Annotated in this window: 23 protein-coding genes and 1 tRNA gene; 11 read left to right on the forward strand and 13 right to left on the reverse strand. The window is 64.8% G+C overall.

The features are described 5' to 3' along the window. Window positions 1–382: 382 nt before the first annotated feature. Both SE91_RS04750 and SE91_RS04755 read right to left on the reverse strand, forming a co-directional pair. Complete coding sequence (locus SE91_RS04750) at window positions 383–1,657, reverse strand: cytochrome P450 (RefSeq protein WP_061846759.1); 1,275 nt, start codon at window positions 1,655–1,657, stop codon at window positions 383–385. A gap of 25 nt (window positions 1,658–1,682) precedes the next feature. After that, on the reverse strand, window positions 1,683–2,948 hold the full coding sequence (locus SE91_RS04755) for a cytochrome P450 (protein ID WP_061846760.1): 1,266 nt from the start codon (window positions 2,946–2,948) through the stop codon (window positions 1,683–1,685). 309 nt (window positions 2,949–3,257) lie between these two features. Between SE91_RS04755 and SE91_RS04760 the strand changes: the two genes are divergently transcribed. Continuing rightward, the gene (locus tag SE91_RS04760) at window positions 3,258–4,403 is read left to right on the forward strand and encodes a YjgN family protein (RefSeq protein WP_197489559.1); all 1,146 of its coding nucleotides are present in this window, start codon (window positions 3,258–3,260) and stop codon (window positions 4,401–4,403) included. Between the two features lie 3 nt (window positions 4,404–4,406). Beyond that, window positions 4,407–5,519 carry a M48 family metallopeptidase gene (locus SE91_RS04765; RefSeq protein WP_061846761.1) on the forward strand — a complete coding sequence of 371 codons (1,113 nt, stop codon included), beginning with the start codon at window positions 4,407–4,409 and terminating at the stop codon, window positions 5,517–5,519. A 19-nt stretch (window positions 5,520–5,538) separates the two neighbouring features. Here the strand turns inward: SE91_RS04765 and SE91_RS04770 are convergent, their stop codons facing one another. From SE91_RS04770 to SE91_RS04785, 4 genes are all read right to left on the reverse strand, one after another. After that, complete coding sequence (locus tag SE91_RS04770) at window positions 5,539–5,760, reverse strand: hypothetical protein (RefSeq protein ID WP_156489458.1); 222 nt, start codon at window positions 5,758–5,760, stop codon at window positions 5,539–5,541. 65 nt (window positions 5,761–5,825) lie between these two features. Next, window positions 5,826–6,455 (reverse strand): uracil phosphoribosyltransferase, encoded by a 630-nt coding sequence (gene upp, locus SE91_RS04775; protein WP_061846763.1) that lies wholly within the window; start codon window positions 6,453–6,455, stop codon window positions 5,826–5,828. Between the two features lie 167 nt (window positions 6,456–6,622). Continuing rightward, the gene (locus SE91_RS04780; RefSeq protein ID WP_061846764.1) at window positions 6,623–7,861 is read right to left on the reverse strand and encodes a URC4/urg3 family protein; all 1,239 of its coding nucleotides are present in this window, start codon (window positions 7,859–7,861) and stop codon (window positions 6,623–6,625) included. A 7-nt stretch (window positions 7,862–7,868) separates the two neighbouring features. Continuing rightward, the gene (locus SE91_RS04785; protein WP_061846765.1) at window positions 7,869–9,125 is read right to left on the reverse strand and encodes a GTP cyclohydrolase II; all 1,257 of its coding nucleotides are present in this window, start codon (window positions 9,123–9,125) and stop codon (window positions 7,869–7,871) included. A 266-nt stretch (window positions 9,126–9,391) separates the two neighbouring features. On the opposite strand from SE91_RS04785, the gene SE91_RS04790 reads away from it, so the two are divergent. After that, window positions 9,392–10,519, forward strand: a complete 1,128-nt coding sequence (locus SE91_RS04790) for a threonine synthase (protein ID WP_061846766.1) — start codon at window positions 9,392–9,394, stop codon at window positions 10,517–10,519. A 184-nt stretch (window positions 10,520–10,703) separates the two neighbouring features. Here SE91_RS04790 and SE91_RS04795 read toward each other — a convergent pair whose 3' ends face one another. Next, entirely contained in the window at window positions 10,704–11,519 is an 816-nt protein-coding gene (locus tag SE91_RS04795; RefSeq protein WP_008563614.1) for a DUF2927 domain-containing protein, read from the reverse strand. An 81-nt stretch (window positions 11,520–11,600) separates the two neighbouring features. Continuing rightward, the gene (locus SE91_RS04800) at window positions 11,601–12,179 is read right to left on the reverse strand and encodes a L,D-transpeptidase (RefSeq protein WP_061846767.1); all 579 of its coding nucleotides are present in this window, start codon (window positions 12,177–12,179) and stop codon (window positions 11,601–11,603) included. A 262-nt stretch (window positions 12,180–12,441) separates the two neighbouring features. On the opposite strand from SE91_RS04800, the gene SE91_RS04805 reads away from it, so the two are divergent. From SE91_RS04805 to SE91_RS04815, 3 genes are all read left to right on the forward strand, one after another. Further along, window positions 12,442–13,989 carry an acetolactate synthase large subunit gene (locus SE91_RS04805; RefSeq protein ID WP_061846768.1) on the forward strand — a complete coding sequence of 516 codons (1,548 nt, stop codon included), beginning with the start codon at window positions 12,442–12,444 and terminating at the stop codon, window positions 13,987–13,989. A 37-nt stretch (window positions 13,990–14,026) separates the two neighbouring features. Then, window positions 14,027–14,542, forward strand: coding sequence for a hypothetical protein (locus SE91_RS04810; RefSeq protein ID WP_061846769.1), 516 nt, complete (start codon window positions 14,027–14,029; stop codon window positions 14,540–14,542). 233 nt (window positions 14,543–14,775) lie between these two features. Continuing rightward, window positions 14,776–15,789: a Bug family tripartite tricarboxylate transporter substrate binding protein gene (locus SE91_RS04815; protein WP_061850968.1), complete on the forward strand. Its 1,014-nt coding sequence runs from the start codon at window positions 14,776–14,778 to the stop codon at window positions 15,787–15,789. A gap of 102 nt (window positions 15,790–15,891) precedes the next feature. Here the strand turns inward: SE91_RS04815 and SE91_RS04820 are convergent, their stop codons facing one another. Beyond that, window positions 15,892–16,125 (reverse strand): DUF3551 domain-containing protein, encoded by a 234-nt coding sequence (locus tag SE91_RS04820; RefSeq protein WP_008563627.1) that lies wholly within the window; start codon window positions 16,123–16,125, stop codon window positions 15,892–15,894. A gap of 257 nt (window positions 16,126–16,382) precedes the next feature. On the opposite strand from SE91_RS04820, the gene SE91_RS04825 reads away from it, so the two are divergent. From SE91_RS04825 to SE91_RS04840, 4 genes are all read left to right on the forward strand, one after another. Continuing rightward, entirely contained in the window at window positions 16,383–16,715 is a 333-nt protein-coding gene (locus SE91_RS04825) for a hypothetical protein (RefSeq protein WP_060734971.1), read from the forward strand. 160 nt (window positions 16,716–16,875) lie between these two features. Then, complete coding sequence (locus SE91_RS04830; RefSeq protein WP_061846770.1) at window positions 16,876–17,385, forward strand: hypothetical protein; 510 nt, start codon at window positions 16,876–16,878, stop codon at window positions 17,383–17,385. Window positions 17,386–17,451: 66 nt separating this feature from the next. Then, a complete protein-coding gene (greA, locus tag SE91_RS04835; protein ID WP_061846771.1) occupies window positions 17,452–17,934 on the forward strand; it encodes a transcription elongation factor GreA in 483 nt (160 codons plus the stop codon). A 127-nt stretch (window positions 17,935–18,061) separates the two neighbouring features. After that, the gene (locus SE91_RS04840; RefSeq protein WP_061846772.1) at window positions 18,062–18,736 is read left to right on the forward strand and encodes a hypothetical protein; all 675 of its coding nucleotides are present in this window, start codon (window positions 18,062–18,064) and stop codon (window positions 18,734–18,736) included. 26 nt (window positions 18,737–18,762) lie between these two features. Here the strand turns inward: SE91_RS04840 and SE91_RS04845 are convergent, their stop codons facing one another. The 3 genes from SE91_RS04845 to SE91_RS04855 all read right to left on the reverse strand — a co-directional run bounded on the left by SE91_RS04845 (window position 18,763) and on the right by SE91_RS04855 (window position 20,877). Next, window positions 18,763–19,536, reverse strand: coding sequence for an SDR family NAD(P)-dependent oxidoreductase (locus SE91_RS04845; protein WP_061846773.1), 774 nt, complete (start codon window positions 19,534–19,536; stop codon window positions 18,763–18,765). A 46-nt stretch (window positions 19,537–19,582) separates the two neighbouring features. Then, on the reverse strand, window positions 19,583–19,978 hold the full coding sequence (locus SE91_RS04850; RefSeq protein WP_061850969.1) for a (R)-mandelonitrile lyase: 396 nt from the start codon (window positions 19,976–19,978) through the stop codon (window positions 19,583–19,585). A 122-nt stretch (window positions 19,979–20,100) separates the two neighbouring features. Further along, entirely contained in the window at window positions 20,101–20,877 is a 777-nt protein-coding gene (locus SE91_RS04855) for a carboxymuconolactone decarboxylase family protein (RefSeq protein ID WP_061846774.1), read from the reverse strand. Between the two features lie 154 nt (window positions 20,878–21,031). Between SE91_RS04855 and SE91_RS04860 the strand changes: the two genes are divergently transcribed. After that, window positions 21,032–21,931, forward strand: coding sequence for a LysR family transcriptional regulator (locus tag SE91_RS04860; RefSeq protein WP_061846775.1), 900 nt, complete (start codon window positions 21,032–21,034; stop codon window positions 21,929–21,931). 434 nt (window positions 21,932–22,365) lie between these two features. On the opposite strand, the gene SE91_RS04865 is transcribed toward SE91_RS04860, so the two are convergent. Then, window positions 22,366–22,440 (reverse strand) — tRNA-Val (locus SE91_RS04865). Window positions 22,441–22,649 lie beyond the last annotated feature (209 nt).

Consider the following 22,649-nt stretch of genomic DNA (forward strand, 5'->3'; position numbering starts at 1 on the left):
GAGCTCATTTTCGCTTCTCCGATCGACCGTCCGGCCTCGACGGCCTCGCTCGCCATCACCGCGCTGCTGCGCGAGGAGGTCGCCGCCTGCCGCAAGGAAGGGGTGTGGGACATCCGGTTGAGTTAGCTGCCGTGTCCTAGAACAGCCGCGCGCCGCCTTGCCTTCGCATCTGGCGCGAGCTGTCATGCCGGAATTTTATAGCTGGGTGTCCCGTTCGCCGAGCGTAGGGGCTGTGCACTCGTCGCTCCATCCTCGGTGTCATTGCCCGCGAAGGCGGGCAATCCAGTATTCCAGAGTCGGTGCGGCTAGAACCAAGAAGCTGCGGCGTACTGGATGCCCCGCTTTCGCGGGGGATGACAGCAGAGGTTGGGGTACAGCGGGCCTACCCCGGAATCCGCACCGGCAGCGTCTCATATCCCTTGATGAAGCTGGAATAGATCCGCTTCGGCTCGCCGACCACCTCGATGCGGTCGAAGCGCTTGAGCATCTCCTCCCAGACGATCTTGAGCTGCAGCTCGGCAAGGCGCATGCCGACGCAGCGGTGGATGCCGAAGCCGAAGGAGAGATGGGTGCGCGGCCGCGGCCGGTCGATGATGAAGTCGTTCGGCTTGTCGAACATCTCCTCGTCGCGGTTGCCCGAAACGTACCACATCACGACGCGGTCGCCCTTGCGGATCGGCTTGCCGCCGATCTCGGTATCCTGGAGCGCGGTGCGCCGCATATGCGCCAGCGGCGTCTGCCAGCGGATCACCTCCGGCACCATGGAATCGATCAGCTCCGGATTGGCGCGCAGCTTGTCGTACTGCTCCGGGTTCTCGTTCAGCGCCAGCACCGAGCCGGTCATGGTGTTGCGCGTGGTGTCGTTGCCGCCGACGATGAGCAGGATGATGTTGCCCATGAGGTTGTCGGGATCCATGTGGCGGGTGGCGTCGTTGTGCGCCATCAGCGACAAGAGGTCGTTGCGCGGCGCGGAGTTGACGCGCTCGTTCCACAGCTTGGACATGTAGGCATAGCACTCGTCCATCTCGCGGCGGCGCTCTTCGGCGGAGGCGACGATGCCGCTCTTGGGCAGCGCGGTCGAAACGTCGGACCAGCGCGTCAGCTTGCGCCGTTCCTCCCAGGGGAAATCGAACAGCGTCGCCAGCATCTGCGTCGTCAGCTCGATCGAGACGCGCTCGACGAAATTGAAGGTCTCGTTGCGCGGCAGGTTGTCGAGCACTGTCTGCGAGCGCTGGCGGATCAGCTTGGCCAGCTCGTCCAGATGTGTCGGCGTGAACATCGGCGACACGGTCTTGCGCTGCGCCGAATGCCGGGGCTGGTCCATGGCGATGAAGCTGGGATAGTCGTAGCCGGGCGGCACGTCGCGGATCGAGATGCCGCCGAGCGTCGAGTCCGAAGAGAAGATGCCGTGATTGGTGTCGACATGCATGATGTCGTTGTACTTGACCACCGACCAATAGGGCTCGATCGGCGCGTTGGTGCAGTAATGCACCGGCTCTTCCTTGCGCAGCCGCTCGAACCACGGCCACAGCGTGTCGTCCTGGAATAGCCGGGGCGCGCCGGGGTGGAATTGCGACAGCGGCGTCGCATAGGCCTCCTCGCGGGCCCTGCGCATGCGTTCGGCCTTGTCCACTTTGACCGGTGCTTGGATGTTCATGGTCGTGGCTCCAGTTGCGTTCTAATCACGCCGCAATCTTCACCGGCAGCGTCTCGATACCCTTCACGAAACTCGAATAGACCCGCTTGGGTTCGCCGACCACATCAATATGGTCGAAACGCCTAAGGATTTCTTCCCAAATAATCTTGAGCTGGAGTTCAGCGAGCCGCAGGCCGACGCAGCGGTGGATGCCGAAGCCGAAGGAGAGGTGCGTGCGTGGGCGCGCGCGGTCGATGATGAACTCGTAGGGCTTTTCGATCACCTCTTCGTCGCGGTTGCCGGAGACGTACCACATCACGACCTTGTCACCCTTCTTAATGTGCTTGCCGCGGAACTCGAAATCGGAGAGCGCGGTGCGGCGCATATGCGCCAGCGGCGTCTGCCAGCGGATCACCTCGGGTACGAAGCTGTCGAGCAGATCGGGGTTCTCGCGCAGCTTGCGGTATTGATCCGGATGCTGGCTCAGCGCCAGAAGTGAACCCGACATGGTGTTGCGGGTGGTGTCGTTGCCACCGACGATCAAAAGGATGAGATTGCCGAGGAAGTTCTTGGCATCCATATCGCGCGTCGCGGCGCCATGCGCCATCATCGACAACAGGTCGCTCTTCGGCGGCTGCTCGCTGCGCTCCTTCCAGAGGCGGGAGAAATAGGCCGCGCATTCCGTCAGCTCGGCCATCCGCTCGTCCTCGGTGGATACGAGACCGTCGGGACCGGGAATGGTGGTGGCGACGTCGGACCAGCGCGTCAGCTTGCGGCGGTCCTCCCAGGGAAAGTCGAACAGAACCGCCAGCATCTGCGTCGTCAGCTCGATCGAGACCTGGTCGACCCAGTCGAACACCTCGCCGCGCGGCAGGTTGTCCAGGCACTCGGCCGAGCGCTTGCGGATGTTGATCGCGAGGTTGTCCAGATGCGTCGGCGTGAACATCGGCGCCACGGTCTTGCGCTGGGCCGCATGCCGCGGCGGGTCCATCGAAATGAAGCTCTCGCGGCGCAGGTCCGGATCGATGTCGCGGATGGTGATGCCGCCGAGCGCGGAAGCCGAGGAGAACACCGAATGGTTCGTCTCGATCTCCATGATGTCGTTGTAGCGCGTCACCGACCAATACGGCCCGAACATCGAGTCCTTGCAATAGTGCACGGGATCTTCCCGGCGCAGCCGGTCGAAATAGGGCCAGAACGTATCGGTCCTGAACAACTCCGGGTCGCCCGGATCGAATTGCTCCAGCGGCAGCGACGTGGCGCGCGCGCGCAGGGCGTCGAGCTTGGACGCGCTCTCGATGGTCCCATGCATGACCGCTCTCCCTGATAATGAACCGCGCGTCGTTGAATTCTGCGCTGCGGTATTCGATGTGCAATTACAGCCGGTTGTCTGCGTCGGGGCAAGGGCGAGTTTTGCCACATCCAACCTTCACGAGAACGTCGGACGGTCGTCACGCCGCCACGCGAACGTGACCTCGCGCACGCCACGGAGCGGAGAACCGTGCAAGAAGCCGACTGGAATCGAGCTAAATCGAACCCGCCTATCTTGGGGATCGACTAACCTCTGATCTATAGTTTGACCGGAACTGATCCGCATCTCGAGGTTGCCGCCGTGAATAACATGCAATGGGCCCCCATCGGCTCCGAGCCCTTACCCCCGCCGCTGCCGCCCACGCGGGTCGATTTCACCGGCAATCGCACCGAGTTCCGTAAATTGGTCACCAAGGGTGCCATGCTGGAGCTCGTCACTTTCGGCTTTTACCGGTTCTGGCTGGTCACCGACATTCGTCGTCATCTGTGGACGCATACCGCGGTTGACGGCGATGCCGCCGAATACACCGGCCGGGCCAAGGAGCTCCTGATCGGCTTCCTGGTCGCGCTGGCGATCCTGGTGCCGATCTATCTTGCCTATTTCCTTGTTGGCATCGAGTTCGAGCGCTGGCAGGCCTTCGCCTCGGTGCCGTTGTTCCTCGCCTTCTACGCCTTCGGCCAGTTCGCGATCTTTCGCGCGCGACGCTATCGCCTGACGCGCACGGTCTGGCGCGGCGTGCGCTTCTGGATGGACGGTTCGGGCTGGGCCTATTCGCTCCGCGCCATGCTGTGGGGCTTGCTCGTCTTCCTGACGCTCGGCCTGGCGCTGCCCTGGCGCGAGGCTGCGCTCGAACGCTACAAGATGCAGCATACCCATTACGGCGATCTCACCGGCGATTTCGAAGGCGACGGCTGGACCTTCTTCAAGCGCGGCTGGTGGCTGTGGCTGCTCAGCCCGATCGCGTTCGTGATCTTCCCGCTCGCGCCGTTCCTCTACGCCGAGTTCAAGGCGCGCGAATGGCGCTGGTGGCTCGACGGCATCCGCATCGGCAGCGTCAGCCTGTCCTCGCAATTGCCGCACGACGCGTTCTACGGCCTGTACTGGAAGGTGATTGGCTGGTGGACGCTGCTCTCGGCCGCTTTCGGCGTCTACATGGTCGGCGGTATGTTCCTCGTCGTCACGCTGAGCGGCGTTTCAGCCGAGGAGGTGTTCGCCGGCGACAATGCCACCAAGAGCATCCCGATGGTGGTGATGATGGTGATCGGCTATTTCGCGGTCGCTCTTGCCATCAACATCGTCATGCGCGTCTATCTCCAGCGCGATCTCTGGGCCAAGGTGCTGGAAACCGTCGAGGTGCACAACATCGCGGCCGCGGCGGATGTGCGTGGCAGCGGTCAGCTCGCCAACGCGCTCGGCGAAGGTTTTGCCGACGGCCTGGATGTTGCGGGATTTTGAGCCGTGAGTGAGTTGTCGACCGAAGCCCCGGCGCAATCCGTCAAGCCGACGATCTTCTTCGACGGGGTCTCGAGCCGCAAGCGTCAGGTGACGCTGACGCTCGGCGACGCCCTCGAGATCGTCGAGGAGGGTGCTGCGCCCGTTCGCTGGGCCTATGCCGATATCCGCCGAGCCGACGGCCCGCCCGGGATGTTGCGCCTGGCCTCGACGTCCGCGCCGTCCTTGGCGCGGCTCGAGATCCGCGATGCCGAGGTCGCGGCAGATGTGGTCGTCCGTTGCACGCGGCTCGACGAGCACCAGACCACACGCGGCGGTGTCGCCAGGATCGTGGGCTGGTCGGTGGCTGCCGCCGTCTCCATCGTCTGCGTCGTCCTGTTCGGCGTGCCGCTCGCCGCCGACCGCCTCGCGCCGCTGGTGCCGAAGCCGGTCGAGCGCCGCATCGGCGATGCCGCCGAGGTCCAGATGAAGACCATCTTCGGCCGCAGCGTGTGCGAGGACCCCGCGGGCAAGGCCGCGTTCACCAAGCTCGTCAATCGTTTGCGCGACGCCGCCGGCCTCGACGACGATTCCATGACGGCGGGCGTGATGTCGACGCCGGTGCCGAACGCATTTGCGCTACCCGGCGGCAAGGTCTTCGTGCTCAAGGGCCTGCTCGACAAGGCCGAGACTCCGGACGAGCTCGCCGGCATCCTCGCGCACGAGCTCGGCCACCTCAAGCATCACGACAACATGCGCGGTCTGATCTACAATGGCGGCACCTCGTTCCTGATCGGTCTGTTGTTCGGCGATGTCACCGGCTCCTCGGCCGTGATCTTCGCCTCGCGCAGCCTGGTCGAAGCGTCCTATTCGCGCGAGGCCGAGACCGCTGCGGATACGTTTGCGATCGCGACCATGCACGCGCTCGGCCGCTCGCCCAAGCCTGCGGCAGAGCTGATGTTCCGCATCACCGGCAAGGAAGGCGGCTCCGGCCTGACCAATATCCTCGCCAGCCATCCGCTGACCGAGGACCGCCTCGCCCGCATGACCAAGGAAGATCGTCCCGTCAGCGGCCCGCCGCTGCTGACCGACAAGGAGTGGCAGGCGCTGAAGGGCATCTGCGGGAGCGGGAAGGTGTGACGGCCTGCCGTCAGCGGATTCACTTCGCTGGGTTAGCCGGCGCAGCAGGCGGATTCGATCCCGTGGTGACGTTCGGCGACGTATTCGGATTCGAGGTCGTGGTCTGCGGACCGACCTCGCGCCCATTGTAGAAGAAGACGGCTGCGACCACGGCAATCACGAACATTGCGCCGACTGCCCAGCCCACTGGGCTGTTGCGGCGGGCACGGTCAGTTCTGAGATCATCATTCGGAAGGGGCATCGTGTTCTCCATCGCAAAGCAGGAGAACCTCGCGCGATGCAAGCTGTTCCTAAAATGCTGGGTCGTTATCGCGTCCCGTAGGCGCGGTCGCCGGCATCGCCGAGACCCGGGAGAATGAATCCGTTCTCGTCGAGGCCTTCGTCCACCGCTGCCGTCCAGATCGGTACGTCCGGATGCAGGCCGCGTAACCGCTCCAGCCCTTCCGGCGCGGCGATCAGGCAGGCGAGGCGGATGTCCCTGGCGCCGCGCTCCTTCAGCCGGTCGATCGCGGCGACCGCCGTGTTGGCGGTCGCGACCACCGGCGTCACCACGACGGCGAGGCGCTCGCCGAGATCGGACGGCGATTTGAAGAAATACTCGACCGCGGCAAAGCTGAGCGGCTCGCGGTAAAGCCCGATATGCGCGACGCGCGCCGTCGGCACCAGGTCCATCATGCCGTCGACGAAGGTGGTGCCGGCGCGCAGCATCGGCACGAACACCAGCTTCTTGCCGGCGATCTTCGCCGAATGCATCGTCGCCAGCGGCGTCTCGATGACGGTGTCAGTCAGCGGCAGGTCGCGCGTCACCTCGTAGCATAAAAGCATGCCGATCTCCTTGATCAGCTCGCGAAACGATTTGGTCGAGATGGACTTGTCCCGCACCAGCGTCAGCTTGTGCTGCACGAGGGGATGATCGACGATCGTGACGCCTTCCATGATCGGATGCTCTTGCTGTTTCCCTTCTCCCTTGTGGGAGAAGGTGGCGCGAAGCGCCGGATGAGGGGTATCTTTCCGCGGACTCCAATGAGAGATACTCCCGCGGAAGCAACCCCTCACCCGGCTTCGCTGTCGCGAAGCCACCCTCTCCCACAAGGAGAGAGGGTCTAGAAAACCGTGCCGTCGCTGATCACCTTGAGCGGCGGAGAACCATCAGGACGGCGCGCAAAGGCAATGGCGCGGCCGGCGGCCCAGGTGCCGCCTTCGAGAATGCTGGCGAGCGGTAAGGTCTCGGGCGTGCGGCCGAGCTTGGCACGGATGCGCTCGGCGAGCCGGTCGAGCAGCGCCACGGTGAGCGCGCGCCATTCCACGACGAGCAGCGAATCCACCGCATGCGCGCGCTCGGCATCGGCAGGATCGCGCAGGCGCAGCACCTCGTGATCGACGAACAAGCCGCCATTGCGATATTCGGCAAGTCCGGTCAGGCCGTCGATGTCGGTGACGGTAAAGCCGGCGCGTTGCAGCGGCTCGATCAGCGAATAGCTCAGCCATTGCGACAGCTTGTGCAGTGGCACGAGGCCCTCCGTTGCGTCGTCCGTCTTGATCGCCGGATGGCGCCAGCAATCGCCGAGCGGAATGCCGGCAAGCTCGAGCCGCGACGGCCAGATCGGTCCTAGCTGGTTCAGCACCGCGGACAGGATGGCGGGCGCGGGAATCGTGCCATTCTTTGCCTGTGCCGCGATGTGATCGAACAGCCCACCCGGCCGCGGCGTGTCGTGCATGCCGAAGACATCGGCATGCTCTGCCATCAGCTTCCCCAACGGGCGCAGCAGATCGGCGCGTCCCTCGAGCCCGAGCAGCGGATTGTCGTCGCTCGCTTGAAAGGCGGATTTGAGAGCAGCGAGCGGCAGCTTCGCGAGCACGTCCGCGTCCGCCCTGAATGGCGAGCCGGCATCGTGCGAGAAGAGCCCGCCCGCGAACATGTCGAGGCTTGCGATCGCAAGCCCCTCGGAGCGGCCGATGGCTTGTCCCGTCTCCATGTCGCGGTATCGCCACGCTGCCCCCGCGCCGGCATCGAGCAGCACGCTGACGATGGCGAGGTCGAACTCCGCGCGCGCCCGCGCCGTGCGGTCGGGCCACGACACTGCGCCGGCCAGTTGTGCCCAGCGATCGACGCCGCCAAGTACAAAATGTCGCCAGCGCGCATGGAACGGGATGTCCAGCGTTGGATAGGCTTTGCGCGTGACCGCGAGCACGGCTTGAGCAACGCCGTCCATGCGGTCGAGATCAACTGTGAAATGGCGCAAGCCATCGGCAAGGCCGATCTCGAGCATCTGGCGAGCGCGCGCGCGAACCGCATTTGCGGTGAGCAGCGAGCGCGCTTGCAATTCCAAAGCCTCCACCATCGCGCGATCAGTATTTTTCCAGCGAACGCCCGACCACGCCATCCACGTCCTTTTCCGGCGCGATGTCGGTCGAGTAATAGCCGGCCGCCTTCTTTGCGGCGATCTCGACATAGGCATCGGCCGGGATCAGCTCCGGCGGGATCGGCACCCGCTCGACGATATCGATGCCTTGCGAGGTCAGCGCGTCGTATTTCATATCGCTCATAGACAAGAAGCGGTCGATGCGCTTCAGGCCCAGCCAGTGGATCGTATCAGGCATCAATTGCTGGAAGCGCGCGTCCTGGACGCCGGCGACGCATTCGGTGCGCTCGAAATAGGCGGCGGCGGCATCGCCGTCCTCTTGGCGCTTGCGCGCATTGTAGACCAGGAATTTGGTGACCTCGCCGAGCGCGCGGCCTTCCTTGCGATTATAGACGACGAGCCCAAGCCCGCCCTCCTGCGCGCCGCGCGCGGATTCCTCGATGCCGTGAATCAGGTAGGGCCGGCAGGTGCAGATGTCGGAGCCGAACACGTCGGAGCCGTTGCACTCGTCATGCACGCGGCAGGTGATCCTGGTGCGATGGTCCGGCAGTTTCGTCACGTCGCCGAACATATAGACCGTGGTGCCGCCGATCGGCGGCAAAAACACCTTCATGTCCGGCCGCGTCACCAACTCCGGGAACATGCCGGCGGTTTGCTCGAACAGCGTCCGCCGCAGCTCGGTCTCGCCGGTGCCGAAGCGCGTCGCGAGGCCGGGCAGGTACCAGACCGGATCGATCGCGATCTTCACCACCGACACGCTGCCATTCGCGTGCACGACCTCGCCGTCGGCGCGTAAGCGTTTTGCGGCGAGCGCCTCGCGAATCTCCGGCAGGTCGAGCCGGGCCCGCGTCACCGCAATGCTCGGGCGGATATCGACGCCTTCGGCGATCTCCTGGCGGAAGTTTTCGGCGACGAGATGACCCCATGGATCAAGCGCAACGATCTTCGCGGGATCCTGCCATTGCTCGAACGGCCCGATGGTCGCGGCCGGAAACGTGTTGGTGAGATCGGGGCGGCGGATCGGATCGAGCGCGCCGGCGGAGACCGCGAGCGCCCGGTACATCGCGTAGGAGCCGCCATGGCTGCCGATCACGTTGCGATCACCCGCGCGCGACACCGTGCCGATGATCGGCCCGCGGGCGCGCGCATCAGTGGCGCCCCAGTGGATCGGGAAGGCGGCCTTCCGGCCCGGCTCCGGATGGGAGGTCAGGCGGATGTGGTCGGTACGGTTCGCGCGGCTCATGTCCAGGCTCCCAAAAAGCCAATGGCCCGCCGCTCGGACGGGCCTGGCTCGGTCGCGTTGCCAGTCGAGGACCCCGGCGACGCGAGCTCAATCCAACATATTGTAGCGGCAAGCCGCGACAGACAAGTTAATCGTGCCGAGCGGGGAGGGCCCGTTGGGGGCTAGCTCCCTGAGGCCTGCCGATCTCACGGCAGCCAGTTTAAGAGATTGAAATATTGTCATTTTTCGTGTTTTCAAGGGTGGATTCCCATGCCTTGGAGACTGCCATGCCCGCCGCCAGCTATGTCGATCCCCGCAACGGACGGCTCTATCCGCTCGACCAGCCGCGCTGGTGCTCGGAGGAGCGCACGCCGTTGCTGGTGACGCCCGGAGCCGGCATTTCGCGCGACGACATCGACGGCCGCACGCGCTCGCTCTGGCGCTACCGGGCGGCGCTGCCGGTCGACATCAAGAATCCGATCACGCTCGGCGAAGGCTGCACGCCGCTGGTGCAGCAGGGTTGGGGCGAGCTGCGCCCGTTCTTCAAGCTCGAATGGTTCAACCCGACCGGCAGCTTCAAGGACCGCGGCTCGGCGGTGATGCTGTCCTTCCTGCGCCAGATCGGCATCTCAGCCATTCTGGAGGACTCGTCCGGCAACGGCGGCTCGTCGATGGCAGGCCTGGGCGCCGCCGGCGACATGCGCGTGAAGATCCTGGCGCCGGCCTCGACCTCGCCGGCGAAGATCGCGCAGGTGCGCGCTTACGGCGCGACGGTGCAGCTCGTCGAGGGACCGCGCGAGGAGTCGGAAGCGGAGGCGATCCGCCAGTCCAGTGAGACCTTTTACGCCAGCCACAATTGGCAGCCGTTCTTCCTCGAAGGCACCAAGTCGCTCGCTTACGAGATCTGGGAAGACCTCGGCTTCCGTGCGCCCGACAACGTCATCGTTCCGGTCGGTGCCGGCAGCAGCCTGCTCGGCTGCGCCTTCGGTTTCCGCGAGCTGCTGAAAACCGGCCAGATCTCGAAGCTGCCGCGCCTGTTCGCGGCGCAGCCGCAAAACTGCTCGCCGATCGATGCGAGCTTCAAGGCCGGCGTCGACACGCCCGTCGCGCGCGAGGTGCACAAGACCATCGCCGAAGGCACCGCCATCAAGAACCCGCTGCGCCTGCGCGAGATCATCGCAGCTCTGCGCGACAGCGGCGGCGGCACCGTCGCGCTCACCGAGGACGAGATTGTCGCCGCTCTGCGGCGCCTGGCGCGGCAAGGCCTGTTCGCCGAGCCAACCAGCGCCAGCGCGGCCGCCGCACTCGACAAGCTCTCCGCCACCGGCGCCCTCAAGGCGAACGAGACCACGGTCGTGGTCCTCACCGGCACGGGTCTCAAGGCCGCAACCACCGTCGCCGATCTCGTGCAGTAGGGCGTTCGAAGAGGCTCTTCTTCCCTTCTCCCCTTGTGGGAGAAGGTGGCGCGAAGCGCCGGATGAGGGGTCTCTCTCCGCGTACTCATTGTGAATCGAACGTGCGGAGACAGACCCCTCACCCGTCTCGCCGCTTCCGCGGCGAGCCACCCTCTCCCACAAGGGGAGAGGGGAAAGAGATCACCTACTCCTTCAAATCATTCACCCGCTTCACCCATGCCCGCACATCCTTGAGCACGGCGGGCAGCACGGCCTTGACCTCCGCCACGGTCATGCCGGCCTTGATGCGGGGATCGTAGAGCACGTTGAGGATATACTGGTCGTAGATGTCGAAATAGCCCATCGAGACGTTGTCGTTGAACATCGTCCAGGGCACGCTCGAGGTGTCGTTGATCGGCCCGAGCGATTGCAGCAGCTCCTCATAGGCGCAGTCGAGGAAGGTGAAATCGCCGTTGTCGACGGTGAGGATGACGTCGGAATGCTCGATCTCGAAATTGTCGTTCTTGCGGAAGCCGGACAGGCATTGCGGATCGAGCGAGGAGCGGATCTCGCGCGCCTTCTCGGCGCCGTAGAAGCTGGTGAGGGTGCGGAAGAGATCGCGGTCGCGCACGAGCTTCACGCGCACATTCGCCGCCTCGTTGGTCTCGATCATGGCGATGTCGAGATGCTGCACGCGGCGGGCGATGTCGGACACGACCTTCGCGAGCTGCGTCTTGCGATCGGCGCGATCGCTCTCGGCGTAGACGCGCACCGGCCCGTCGAACTTGCGAATGCGATCGACGCGGCCGGCGAGGTGATATTCGGCGCCGAACGCCGTCTTCAGGAAGCCCTCGACGATCTCGCCGTCGGTGAAGCTCTTCCGCTCTGAGCGCTGGCGCGAGGTCACCGCGGGCAGTTCGCCCGCCGCAGCCTGGGATGCGGCGTCAGGCACCAAGGTGAGCGCGGCGAGGATCAGGAGGCCGATGCGAAGGCGAGGCGAGGGCAGATTCAGAGCGCTCATCGTCCGCCGACGCTGCCGCATTCACCCCGCGCGCACAAGCCCGCAAATGCACGCGCCCCTGCGGGTTCCAGACGCAGCGGCCTAGTTGTTCAGCACCACCACGGTGGTGCCGACCGCGACGCGGCTGTAGAGGTCGGTGACGTCGTCATTGGTCATGCGGAAGCAGCCCGAGGACACCGCCTGGCCGATCGTCTCCGGCTCGTTGGAGCCGTGGATGCGGTACAGCGTCGAGCCCAGATACATCGCGCGCGCGCCGAGCGGATTGTCGACGCCGCCCTTCATGTGGCGCGGCAGGTCGGGCCGGCGGCGCAGCATCTGCGAGGGCGGCGTCCAGTCCGGCCATTCCTTCTTCGCGGTGATCCTGTGCACCCCGCCCCAGCGGAAGCCGTCGCGGCCGACGCCGATGCCGTAGCGCAGCGCCTGGCCGTTCTGGAGCACCAGATACAGCCGGCGCTCACTGGTGTTCACCACGATCGTGCCGGGCGCGTAATTACCATTGTACATGACCGTGGTGCGGGGGACGGGATTGGCGCCGGAACCGAAGAAGTTCGGGCCGCCGCCCATGATGTCTCGCGTGTCGAACATTTCGGCGAGCGCGCCGCCTGCGGTGGCCGACAGCAGAGCGATGGCGGCAATCGGCGCGGCAAAAAACCGGATCATTGTTCTCCCCAGCAAGAAATCGATTCAATCAACGCCACAGGCCATATTTGCGCGGATTTCGCAAGCCACGGGGCCGTGAGGGAGCCCATGCTCCACGATTGGCGTTACCAAATCGGCAACCACAATTTGCCGAAAAACATTAGCCAAACCCGCGCATGGCGGCGCGGGGCAGGGCAGCGATGGCGGCTATTGCTTTGACGGGGAGCGCGAACAATGATTGATCGATGGATCACCTGAAAAGACCGGTTGCGGAGCAAAAAGAATGAACGGTGCGGAAAGCCTGGTGCGGACGATGGTCAAGGGCGGGGTGGACGTCTGCTTCACCAACCCCGGCACCTCCGAGATGCATTTTGTCGCAGCGCTCGACCGCGTTCCCGGCATGCGCTGCGTGCTCGGCCTGTTCGAGGGCGTGGTGACCGGCGCCGCCGACGGCTATTTCCGCATGAAGGGAACGCCCGCCTCGACGCTGCTGCATCTCGGTCCCGGCCTCGCCAACGGCCTTGCCAATCTGCACAACGCCAAGAAGGCCAATTCCGGCATCGTCAACATCGTCGGCCAGCACGCGGTCTACCACATCGGCTACAACGCGCCGCTGACCTCCGACATCGAGGGCCTGGCCCGGCCGATGTCGTCCTGGGTCCGCACCTCGCCGGATTCCAAATCGGTCGCTGCCGACGGCGCCGCGGCGATCGCTGCCGCCAAAAGCGCGCCGCCGCAGATCGCGACCCTGATCCTGCCCGCCGACACCGCCTGGAACGAGGCCGACGGCATCGCCGAGGTTCCGGCCGAGCAGCAGCGCGCGAGTTATTCGCCGCAGGCGGTCGAGCAGGCCGCGAAGATCCTGCACGGCGACGGCGAGGGCACGCTGCTCCTGATGACCGGCAGCGCGCTGACCGAGCAGGGCCTGGCGCTGGCCGAGCGCATCGCCGGCAAGACCGGCTGCACCGTGATGGGCCCGACCTTCCGCCCCAAGATGGCGCGCGGCCGCGGCCGTTTCTCGATCGACCGCATCCACTACGTCATCGAGCAGGCGCTGCCGATGCTGGCGAAGTTCCGTCACATCGTGCTGGTCGAGTCCGACGATCCCGTGGCGTTCTTCGCCTATCCGAACAAGCCGAGCATGCTCAAGCCCGAGGGCTGCGAGGTCCATCGCATGACGTCATGGGGCGAGAACTCGGTCGCGGCGCTCGAAGCGCTGGCCGGCGCCGTGAAGGCCAGCGCCAAGGACGTCAAGCCGCAGGCCTTGGCTGAGCTGGTCAAGCCGACCGGCGCGCTCAACTTCGCCTCGATCGCGCAGGCGATCGCCTGTGCGATCCCCGAGAACGCCATCATGGTCGACGAATCCCTCACCACCGGCCGCGGCTTCTTCCCGCCGACGGCGGCGGCGGCCCCGCACGACTGGCTCCAGAACATGGGCGGCTCGATCGGCTTCTCGACGCCGCTCTCGATCGGCGCCGCGATCGCCTGCCCGGACCGCAAGGTCATCACCATGGTCGGTGACGGCAGCGCGATGTACACCATCCAGTCGCTGTGGACGCAGGCCCGCGAGAACCTCGACATCGTCACCATCGTGTTCGCCAACCGCATCTATCAGATCCTGCGCGGCGAGTTCGACAATGTCGGCGCCGGGGAGCCCGGCCAGCGCGCCAACGACATGCTCCGCCTCGATCGCCCGACGCTGGATTTCGTCGCGCTCGCGAAAGGCATGGGGGTGCCCGGCCGCGCCGTCACCAACGCCGACGAGTTCAACAAGGCGCTGGCCGAAGCCGTCGCCGAGCCCGGGCCGCGCCTGATCGAAGTCCAGATGTAAAGGAACATTGGGAGCGGCGCGGCGGGGCTGAGCAAAAATGCAGACCGAGCTGAACAAGGTGATCGCGGCGCTCCGGGACTTCTACGCCCACGAGACGTTCCTGTTCGAGAAAGACGTCGGCGAGCGAGCGATCACGCACCGCTTCGCCGTGCATCTGGAGAAGCAGTTCTCAGGCTGGTCGGTCGATTGCAATTACGACCGGCTCGGCGAGCGCACGCTGCACCTGCCGCACGGCAGCATCATCTCGACCGACGACCATCTGGGCAAATCGATCTATCCCGACGTCGCGGTGCATCAGCGCGAGATCCCGAACAATCTGCTCACCGTCGAGATCCGCAAGGCCAGCAATCACACGCCGCTCGAGCACGACCAGCACAAGCTGCGGGCGCTGACCGACGTGCATGTCTGGTTTCCGTATTGGATCGGCGTGCTGCTGGTACTGGATAGGCACCACGTGACGATGTCGGAAGTCTATGTCAGCGCGGCCCTCGATGAGGTGCAGTCGCGCTGGTTCGCAAGCCGGCTGGCGGAGATCGGATTAGCGGCCTCTTGAATCGCTTACTGCCTTCTTCTCGTTCCGGAACTCCGACCTTCGTGACCCTTCATCGGGCCTGCGGCAGCTCATTAGTCGCTTTTTCTCGCGATCGCGCATCGGACAGAAGTAATCCTCTTTGCACCAACGCGCATTTGCAACGCGGTTCCATTGCCGCGAGCGCAGTTGCATCGCATCTATTGAATGGTTGCCGCGGCAAGTTGCTGGGACGTCTGCAAAAGGGACGGTCGGGCTTGCCGAACTTCAATGAGGTTTCTGCTGTGCGCTTCGTTCGATCCCTTCGCTTGCTGGCCGCATCCATCTTGACCGCATCGGTGCTCGTGAGTGCGAGCGGCGCGAGCGCCGGTGTTTGGCCGAACCGTACCATCAAGCTCATCGTGCCGTTCCCTCCCGGCGGCGCCGCCGATTCCGTCGCACGCGTCTACGCGGACAAGCTGAGCGAGGCGCTCAAGCAGCCCGTCGTGATCGAGAACAAGGCAGGCGCAGGCACTGCGATTGCTGCCGAAGCCGTCGCTGCCGCGGAGCCCGATGGCTACACCTTGTCGCTCGCTCCCGCCGGCCAGCTCACCATCCTGCCGCATATCAACAAGGAGATCAGGTACGATCCCTTCAAGAGTTTCGTGCCAGTGTCGAACCTGGCGACGGTCCCCTACGTGCTGGCGGTCAGTCCGGACACGCCGGTCTCGAGCGCCAGGGACCTCGTCGCTGCAGCGAACAAAGATCCGGGCAAATTGACCTATTCTTCCTGCGGTCCTGGCACGCTTTGCCATCTGAGCGGCGAACTCTTCCAGCGCCAAACCGGAACGAAGCTTTTGCATGTGCCGTTCAAGGGCAGCGCCCCGGCGGTCAACGCACTCCTCGGCAACGTCGTCAATCTGTCGTTCGACACGCTGACCGTGCTCGCGCCGCAGATCCGCGACGGAAAGATCAAGGGTCTTCTCGTCACCAGCCGCGAGCGCTCATCGCAGCTGCCCGACGTCCCCACTGCAGCCGAAGCCGGTGTGTCGGACTTCGTCGTCGATTCCTGGTTTGGATTGGTTGCGCCCGCAGGTACCCCGGCTGAAATCATCCAGCGCTTGAACGCGGAGGTCGTACGCATCGGAGCTCAGCCCGATGTTCGAACTCGGTTGGAGGCTCAGGGACTACGCGTCACCACCTCGACGCCCGAGGAGTTTACCGACATCATCAAGGCCGACTACGGCCGCTGGGGTAAGGTGATCAAGGATTCGGGCGTAGAGGTCTTCTAACGCATGATCCGGAAAAGCGCGAAGCGCGGGTTTCCGGACAGGTCATCGTAAACAGCAGCAAGATGCGAAGCGGCGTGCACGTTTGCGCACGCCGCTTTCTTGTCAGTAGTAATAGGGCTGCGAGTAGGCGTAGCGCGGGTTGATGCCGCAATAGGCCGACGTGCCGGAGGCGCTCGCCGCACATTGCTGATAGCTCGAGAACTGGCAGTTGCCGGGATAGCCCCAGTGGCGGCCTTGCAGGCAATATCTGTCGCTGCCGGCCTGGGCCGGCGCCGCCGACAATGACGCGGCGATCAGGGTTGCGAATGATGCAAGCGTGAGGATGGTGCGACGCATTTCAGTCTCCTTCGATGGTGGGTGGAACGGCCGTGCTCGGCGTTCCCGTGGCCTGTCTGACGCACGGTCATGCTGTGTTGGTGTCAGCGACGCCGGCTGCGTTCGAGGCGAGGTACATCGTGACGCAGCCGGCGGCGGCCACTGTGATCCCGGCCACAGTTCGCACGCGGGTTCCGACTTAATCTCGGCGAACTTGCATGCCTCGATCCCGTGGGACTAGGCTTGCCTCATTCGGATCAGGCATTTTGGAGGTTCTGATGCAGAAATCATATTTGCTGGCTGCGACGGCAGCGCTGGTTGTCATGATGCAGACGACGTTTACGCTGGCGCAGAGCGCGCCGGCCGCCGGCGGAACCGCTGCGCCTGCGGCGACAGCTCCTGCGCCGGCCGCGACGGCACCGGCTGCCACCACCGATGCCTCCAGCGAGCCGGGCTCTTCAAAGAAGAGCGCGTCGAAGAAGCCGGCGAAGAAGAAGATGACGCGGCAGCAGGAGATCGATCATTCGGTCGACACCGGCACTGTCCCGGCCCGCTACCGCAGCTCGGTACCCAAGCAGTACCACCAATACATTCCCTTCGATAAGCGATAAGCGATCGCACGGCGGCGCGGCGGGATCGCCGGCTGCGTCGCCGTTGCGCCTTGAAGGGTGGCCTTTGCCATGGCATCCAACGACATACATTGTGGCGATCTGCCGGCGCGGGGGTCGCGCGAGCGTTTTCGAGTAAAGAGGCCAAGGTCCGGGGGAAGGAATGAGCGACGACGGGAAGGATGCTGGCTTGGTGGCCATGATCACCAGCATCCTGGGAGGCAACAAGCGCGCAGAGACAGTAACCCCGCCGCCGCTCACCGAGGCTCCCCCGACAGCGCCGGCGAACGAGCCCGAGCCAGTCGAGCCGCCCGCCCTCGATGCCTTGCCGGCTGAGCCCGAGATCAAGCTCGAGACCACGCCAGAGCCTGCACCCGAGACCGCGTTGGCCGAGACGAATACGGCCGAAGCACCACCGAAAGTCGCCACCACGCGGGACGGCAAGCAATTGCTGCCTGCGGAAGCGATTGCCGATCTCGTGCTCGGCGAGCTGCGCAAGATGGAGAATTTTCCGGCGACCGGGGCCTCGGTCACGGTCTATGGCTACAGGCACTGGAACGCCATGATCACCTTCGCCCCATTCTCGACCACATTCCAGAATGCGACCAGGTTCCGCCAAGCCCTGCCGGATCTCGTCTTCAAGCTCCGTCGTTTCGTCGAACTTGAGATATAGTCAGGGCAACACCGGGCGCGGGGACGCGCTTCCGGGTAGCCCGAACAGTTCGACAGGAAGCCAGAATTGAGCGTTGCCTTCACCAAGGAAGAGAGCGCCGAAACCGCGTCCGAGACGCTGTTGCCGGATCGCCCGATCTCACCGCATCCCAACCTCGTGACGGAGGCCGGCTTGCAGGCGTTGCAGAAGCAGCTTGCCGAGGCGCGTAAGGCCTATGAAGCCGCACAAGCCATCGAGGACGTCAACGAGAAGCGCCGGCAATCGGCCGTGCCCCTGCGCGATGCCCGATATCTGACCGAACGCCTGCGCACCGCGCAGCTCGTTCCCGACCCGGCCTCGACCGATACCGTCGCCTTCGGCAGCACCGTCACCTTCAGCCGCGCGGACGGCCGGGTGCAGACCTATCGCATCGTCGGCGAAGACGAAGCCGATCCGAAGGCGGGCACGATCTCTTTCGTCTCGCCGGTCGCGAGATCGCTGATGGGGAAGGCGGTCGGGGACGTCGTTGGGGCGGGCGCGCAAGAGATCGAGATATTGTCGATCGCGTAGGGCGGTCAGGGCGAGGCCAGCATTGCGTGGCAAAGCGTACTATCGACAGGAGCGATCCCATTCGCCTAAAGCATGATCCGGAAAAGCGCGAGGCCGACGTCTCCGCCGAACAGAGCGCGATGGTTGGATGAGACGATTTCTGTCGGGCGCATTGCCGTTCTACGCGCTGGCGGGCCTCGCCATGTGCATGTATCTCGTCTTCTACAGGACGAACCTCTTTGACCTGAACGCCATCGTCCAGGGTGCGACCGGCTCATGGTTTCTGGTCTTCATGTTCGTCTGCGTGCTGCTGGAGTCGGTCTTCCCGTATTTCGGCTATTTTCCGGGAACCGCGCTCATCCTGATGTCGGTGACGCTCAGTCCGAAGTCCGTGGATGTCTCCGTCTTCATCGCGGCGTGGCTGGCGATCATCGTCGGTGCCGTCGTCAGTTACGGACAGGCTCGCTTCTTCAGGCCGCTGTTGCAGCGAGTTGCTTCCAGAGCGGCACTGCGCCGATGCGAGTCCCTTCTCGACGCCTACGGCTCTTACGCGCGGATTGCCCTGTTCGTTCATCCCAACGCCTGCGCGATGTATTTCACAGCGCTCGGCCTTCTCGGCGGGAAGCTGACGCGAGAGCTCGCTTATCTCGGCGTTGGTGCCGCGGCCTCTGTGGGCGTTCTGTTCGTGATCGTGACCCGGCTCGTGTCATCGGTAGGCCCGACCGATGATGGGCAATTGCAGGTGCTGTTGGCGGCGGCGCTGATCGCCATCGGGACCCTCGTCGGTCTCTACGCCGCCTGGCGGCCGGCTGCAGCCGACTGACGGTTGCTCGGTCATTGCCGGAGGGTTTAGGCCTTCGGCAGCTCGACGCCCGTCAGCTTGCTCAGTTTGTCGATGAGCTGGTCCTGAAATCCCGGATCGGTGGCCTCACGCGCAGGCTCCTCTTGCTGCAAGTGATGCCAGTAGCGGCCGCTCACCTTGGCAGCGGAATCTGCGCTCACAGCGAGCCACGCCTGGGTCCGTTGTCCGGTGTCGAGATCGACCGGCGCGCTCGAACCGCCCATCCTCGTGCGCACCCATCCGGGATCGACGGCATTGCTCAGCACCTCGGGCCAGCGCCGCGCCAATACGAAAGCCAGCGCGACGACATGCAGCTTGCTCTCGGCGTACGCCTTTGCGGAATCCCAGGCCCGGCTCTCCCAGTCGAGGTCGTCCAGCGAGCCCTCTCCGCCCCGATGCAGCCCGCTGCTCAGATACACCAGGCGGTCGGGCCGCCGGATCAGGGCCGTCAGCATGTAAGGCGCCAGCGTGTTGATGGCGAAGGTGACGGCATGGCCTTCCGGCGTCGCGCCGCGGCTCGGCTGTGTGTAGACGCCGGCGTTGTGAATGACCGCGTCCATCCGCCCGATCGCGTTGACCTGGTCGGCAATGCGCCTCGTCTCGGTGGCGCTGCTGAGATCGCCGACGACGATGCCTGCGGCACGCGAGGTGAGCTCGCCGAGCGCTGCGGCGCGATCGGCTGATCGCGCGTGCAGCACCACGCGGTGACCATGATCCAGAAGCGATTGTGCCGCCGCCCGGCCGAGACCGTCCGTGCTGCCCGTGATGAATATGGTCGCCATGCGTGCTCCCTCAGATACATCATGCGCATTCTACAGTGCGCGTTGATTATTTCCGATACTGCTCGTCGCTCACCTTCTCCAGCCAATCCACGTTCCTGCCGCCGGAGGATTCCTGGATCGCGATGTGGGTCATCCCCGTCGTCGGCGAGGCGCCGTGCCAGTGCTTCAGTCCGGGCGAGAACCAGACGACGTCGCCGGGCCGGACCTCCTCGACCGGACCGCCTTCGCGCTGAACCCAGCCGAGCCCGGCCGTGATGATCAGCGTCTGCCCGAGGGGATGCGTGTGCCAGGCGGTCCGGGCACCGGGCTCGAACGTGACTTGGGCGCCACCGACACGGGCGGGATCCGGTGCCTGAAACAGCGGGTCGACGCGGACGGCCCCCGTGAACCAGTCCGGCGAGCCCTTCTGCGAGGGCCGCGACCCGTTTCTCTTGATGTCGATCTCCATCTCAGTCTCCTTCGGTGCTTCGGACGCGAGTGGCTGGACCCGCCAAATTGCGAGAGTGGCTGCTGTGCTGCCGGCGATGAACACGCCACGTCGTGTGATCACGGTCATCTCTCCGATCAACGCGGCCGCTTTTCGACGACGTCCTTGACGACAGGCGCCGCGGAGAATGTGTTGGGCCAGCCGGCGTAGAAGGCGAGATGGCCGAGCACCTCGCCGGCTTCCTCCCGCGTCAACCCGTTGTCCATCGCGCGGTTCAGATGATAGGTGATCTGCGCGACCTGGCCGGTGGCGATGAGCGCGCTGACGGTGACGAGGCTGCGGTCGCGCGGTGCCAGCGCCGGCCTCAGCCAGAGATCGCGGAACAGCACGTCGGTCGTGTACTGGACGAGGCTCGGCGTGATCTGCTCGAACTGCTCGCCGACGCGCGTGGCCCGCTGCTTCTCGGCGGCCTCGTCGAGCGGCAGCTGCGGCCCCGAAGCGGGCGGCAGCTGATCGGCGCCGATGTTGCGGCTCCTGAACAGCTCGCTCGCCGCCGGGATCGCGTCCAGCGCGTTGGCCCAGCCGGTGTAGAAGGCCAAATGCGTGATGATCTCCGATATCTCCGACGGCTTCACGCCGTTGTCGAGCGCGAGCGCCAGATAGTGGGGCAGCTCGATGGTTTGACCGCGCGCGATCAGCGCGGCCACGGTGACGATGCTGCGATCCCGGCGCGACAGTCCCGGTCGTTTCCAGAGATCGCCGATGACGAACTTCTGCGCATAGGCTTCGAGGGCCGGAGCCACGCCGCGGATATCCGGCTTCGACATGATGTTTGCTCCTGCGGTGGACGCCTGTCCGGCGGCGGGGCCGGCGAGCAGGCACAATGAAAGCAGACTCGCTGCGGCCATTTTCATGACGGGGTTCCTTCCAGGGGCGGGTGCCATCATCTGCTGTCGTCCCGGCTTCGTTTCTGGGCCCTGCAGCCCGATGGCTGATCCGAACCTAGGACTTCCGTGCTTCTCCGATTAGGTGATAGATTTCGCATGCAGTCATTAGCCGGACTAATGAATGAACCGAGAGGACGCCAGCGATCTCCTCGCCTTCCTCGCCGTGGCGCGGGAGCGCAGCTTCACGCGCGCCGCGGTGAAGCTCGGCATGACGCAGTCCGCGCTCAGCCAGATCATCCGAAATCTGGAGGAGCGGCTCGGCGTGCGGTTGCTGAACCGGACGACGCGCAGCGTCACGCCGACTGAGGCTGGCGAGCGGCTGTTTCTCAGCGTCGGCCCGAAATTCACGGAGATGGAGACCGACCTCGCCGCGCTGAGCGAATTGCGCGAGAAGCCCGCCGGGACCATCCGGCTGACCGCGACGGAGTTTGCCGCCGGCGAGATCCTGCTGCCGGCGTTGCAAAAAATCCTACCAAAATATCCGGACATCCACGTCGAAGTGATCGTCGACTACGGGCTCACCAACATCGTGGCGCAACAGGTCGATGCCGGCATTCGTCCGGGCGAGCTCGTCGCCAAGGACATGATCGCCGTGCGTATCAGCCCCGACCTTCGCATGGCCGTGGTCGGCTCGCCTTCATACTTCGCCGAACACAAGCGGCCGAAGACGCCGCAGGATTTGACCCACCACAATTGCCTCAATCTCCGTCTGCCGACGCACGGCGGCAGCCTCTATGCGTGGGAGTTCGAAAAGAACGGGCGGGAGCTCAATGTGCGGGTGGAGGGCCAGCTCGTGTTCAACAGCGCGGGCCTTCTCCTCGACGGCGCGTTGAAGGGGCTGGGCCTTGCTTACCTCACCGAGGGACAGGTGCAGCTTCAATTGTCACAGGGACGTCTGGTCCGTGTGCTCTCGGATTGGTGCCCGCCTTTCGCGGGTTACCATCTCTACTATCCCTGCCGCCGCCAGCCTTCGCCGGCCTTCTCGCTGCTGGTAGAGGCGCTGCGATATCGCGGCAAGTAGAACGGCATTGCGAGCCAGGCTTGCGCAAAGCGCTCGCAAGCGGAGAGGGAATACATCTCCGTCGGTGCAGCCATCGAGCCTTACCCCATCGTGTTCTAGGCGAGGTCGTTGCGCGACGGTTGCGTCGGCGGATGAGCAAACAGGCTGGCGGATAGAATGCGGCTCGTGGCGGTCTTGCGTGACGTCACTCGACCGGGCGGCTCCCTGCCGATGATGCCATCCTACCCCTGTTTTGCCCGACGCCTCGCACAAAATTCGGAAAAGGCGTAACCCCTTGCTTTTGCTCATGTCGGCTACTGTGCATGGGGTTGTTTTCAATGTTTGGACAGAGCGGGAGCAAGACGCCCCAGTCCGTCTGCGCTCTTCGAGCTACGCCGGACACGCTTCGCCGTCATTGGGCGTCGCTGCGCCACGCAAAGCCTTTTGGCGAAGCGTGGTGGGCGCACAAGGGATCGAACCTTGGACCTCTCCCGTGTGAAGGGAACGCTCTCCCGCTGAGCTATGCGCCCGGGACCATCATGCAGGCGGCCGGACTTGTCAGTCGGCCGGCACATGGAGCCCGCGATTTAGAAGTGCGGGCCGAAGGTGTCAAGTTTTCAGGCGGGTTGCGGCCGCAAAACCTTCCGCAAGCCACGCAATTCGCAGGCGAGGCCGGGTTTCGGCCTGCTTAGGCCCCCTGCTGGCGGGCGCGGGAGGCGTGCGCCTGGAGGGCGCGGAT

Source organism: Bradyrhizobium sp. DOA1, assembly GCF_001593325.1.
Classification (GTDB): Bacteria; Pseudomonadota; Alphaproteobacteria; order Rhizobiales; family Xanthobacteraceae; genus Bradyrhizobium.

What these genes read in the sequence shown, in the direction of transcription:
- SE91_RS04780 (WP_061846764.1), bottom strand. Translation starts at nt 7,861, where the DNA reads ATGGTGGAGGCTTTGGAATTGCAAGCGCGCTCGCTGCTCACCGCAAAT.
- SE91_RS04795 (WP_008563614.1), bottom strand. Translation starts at nt 11,519, where the DNA reads ATGAGCGCTCTGAATCTGCCCTCGCCTCGCCTTCGCATCGGCCTCCTG.
- upp (WP_061846763.1), bottom strand. Translation starts at nt 6,455, where the DNA reads ATGGAAGGCGTCACGATCGTCGATCATCCCCTCGTGCAGCACAAGCTG.
- SE91_RS04755 (WP_061846760.1), bottom strand. Translation starts at nt 2,948, where the DNA reads ATGCATGGGACCATCGAGAGCGCGTCCAAGCTCGACGCCCTGCGCGCG.
- SE91_RS04855 (WP_061846774.1), bottom strand. Translation starts at nt 20,877, where the DNA reads ATGAAAATGGCCGCAGCGAGTCTGCTTTCATTGTGCCTGCTCGCCGGC.
- SE91_RS04810 (WP_061846769.1), top strand. Translation starts at nt 14,027, where the DNA reads ATGCAGACCGAGCTGAACAAGGTGATCGCGGCGCTCCGGGACTTCTAC.
- SE91_RS04770 (WP_156489458.1), bottom strand. Translation starts at nt 5,760, where the DNA reads ATGCCCCTTCCGAATGATGATCTCAGAACTGACCGTGCCCGCCGCAAC.
- SE91_RS04805 (WP_061846768.1), top strand. Translation starts at nt 12,442, where the DNA reads ATGAACGGTGCGGAAAGCCTGGTGCGGACGATGGTCAAGGGCGGGGTG.
- SE91_RS04820 (WP_008563627.1), bottom strand. Translation starts at nt 16,125, where the DNA reads ATGCGTCGCACCATCCTCACGCTTGCATCATTCGCAACCCTGATCGCC.
- SE91_RS04750 (WP_061846759.1), bottom strand. Translation starts at nt 1,657, where the DNA reads ATGAACATCCAAGCACCGGTCAAAGTGGACAAGGCCGAACGCATGCGC.
- SE91_RS04825 (WP_060734971.1), top strand. Translation starts at nt 16,383, where the DNA reads ATGCAGAAATCATATTTGCTGGCTGCGACGGCAGCGCTGGTTGTCATG.
- SE91_RS04845 (WP_061846773.1), bottom strand. Translation starts at nt 19,536, where the DNA reads ATGGCGACCATATTCATCACGGGCAGCACGGACGGTCTCGGCCGGGCG.
- SE91_RS04800 (WP_061846767.1), bottom strand. Translation starts at nt 12,179, where the DNA reads ATGATCCGGTTTTTTGCCGCGCCGATTGCCGCCATCGCTCTGCTGTCG.
- SE91_RS04840 (WP_061846772.1), top strand. Translation starts at nt 18,062, where the DNA reads ATGAGACGATTTCTGTCGGGCGCATTGCCGTTCTACGCGCTGGCGGGC.
- SE91_RS04860 (WP_061846775.1), top strand. Translation starts at nt 21,032, where the DNA reads ATGAACCGAGAGGACGCCAGCGATCTCCTCGCCTTCCTCGCCGTGGCG.
- SE91_RS04760 (WP_197489559.1), top strand. Translation starts at nt 3,258, where the DNA reads ATGCAATGGGCCCCCATCGGCTCCGAGCCCTTACCCCCGCCGCTGCCG.
- SE91_RS04790 (WP_061846766.1), top strand. Translation starts at nt 9,392, where the DNA reads ATGCCCGCCGCCAGCTATGTCGATCCCCGCAACGGACGGCTCTATCCG.
- SE91_RS04785 (WP_061846765.1), bottom strand. Translation starts at nt 9,125, where the DNA reads ATGAGCCGCGCGAACCGTACCGACCACATCCGCCTGACCTCCCATCCG.
- SE91_RS04830 (WP_061846770.1), top strand. Translation starts at nt 16,876, where the DNA reads ATGAGCGACGACGGGAAGGATGCTGGCTTGGTGGCCATGATCACCAGC.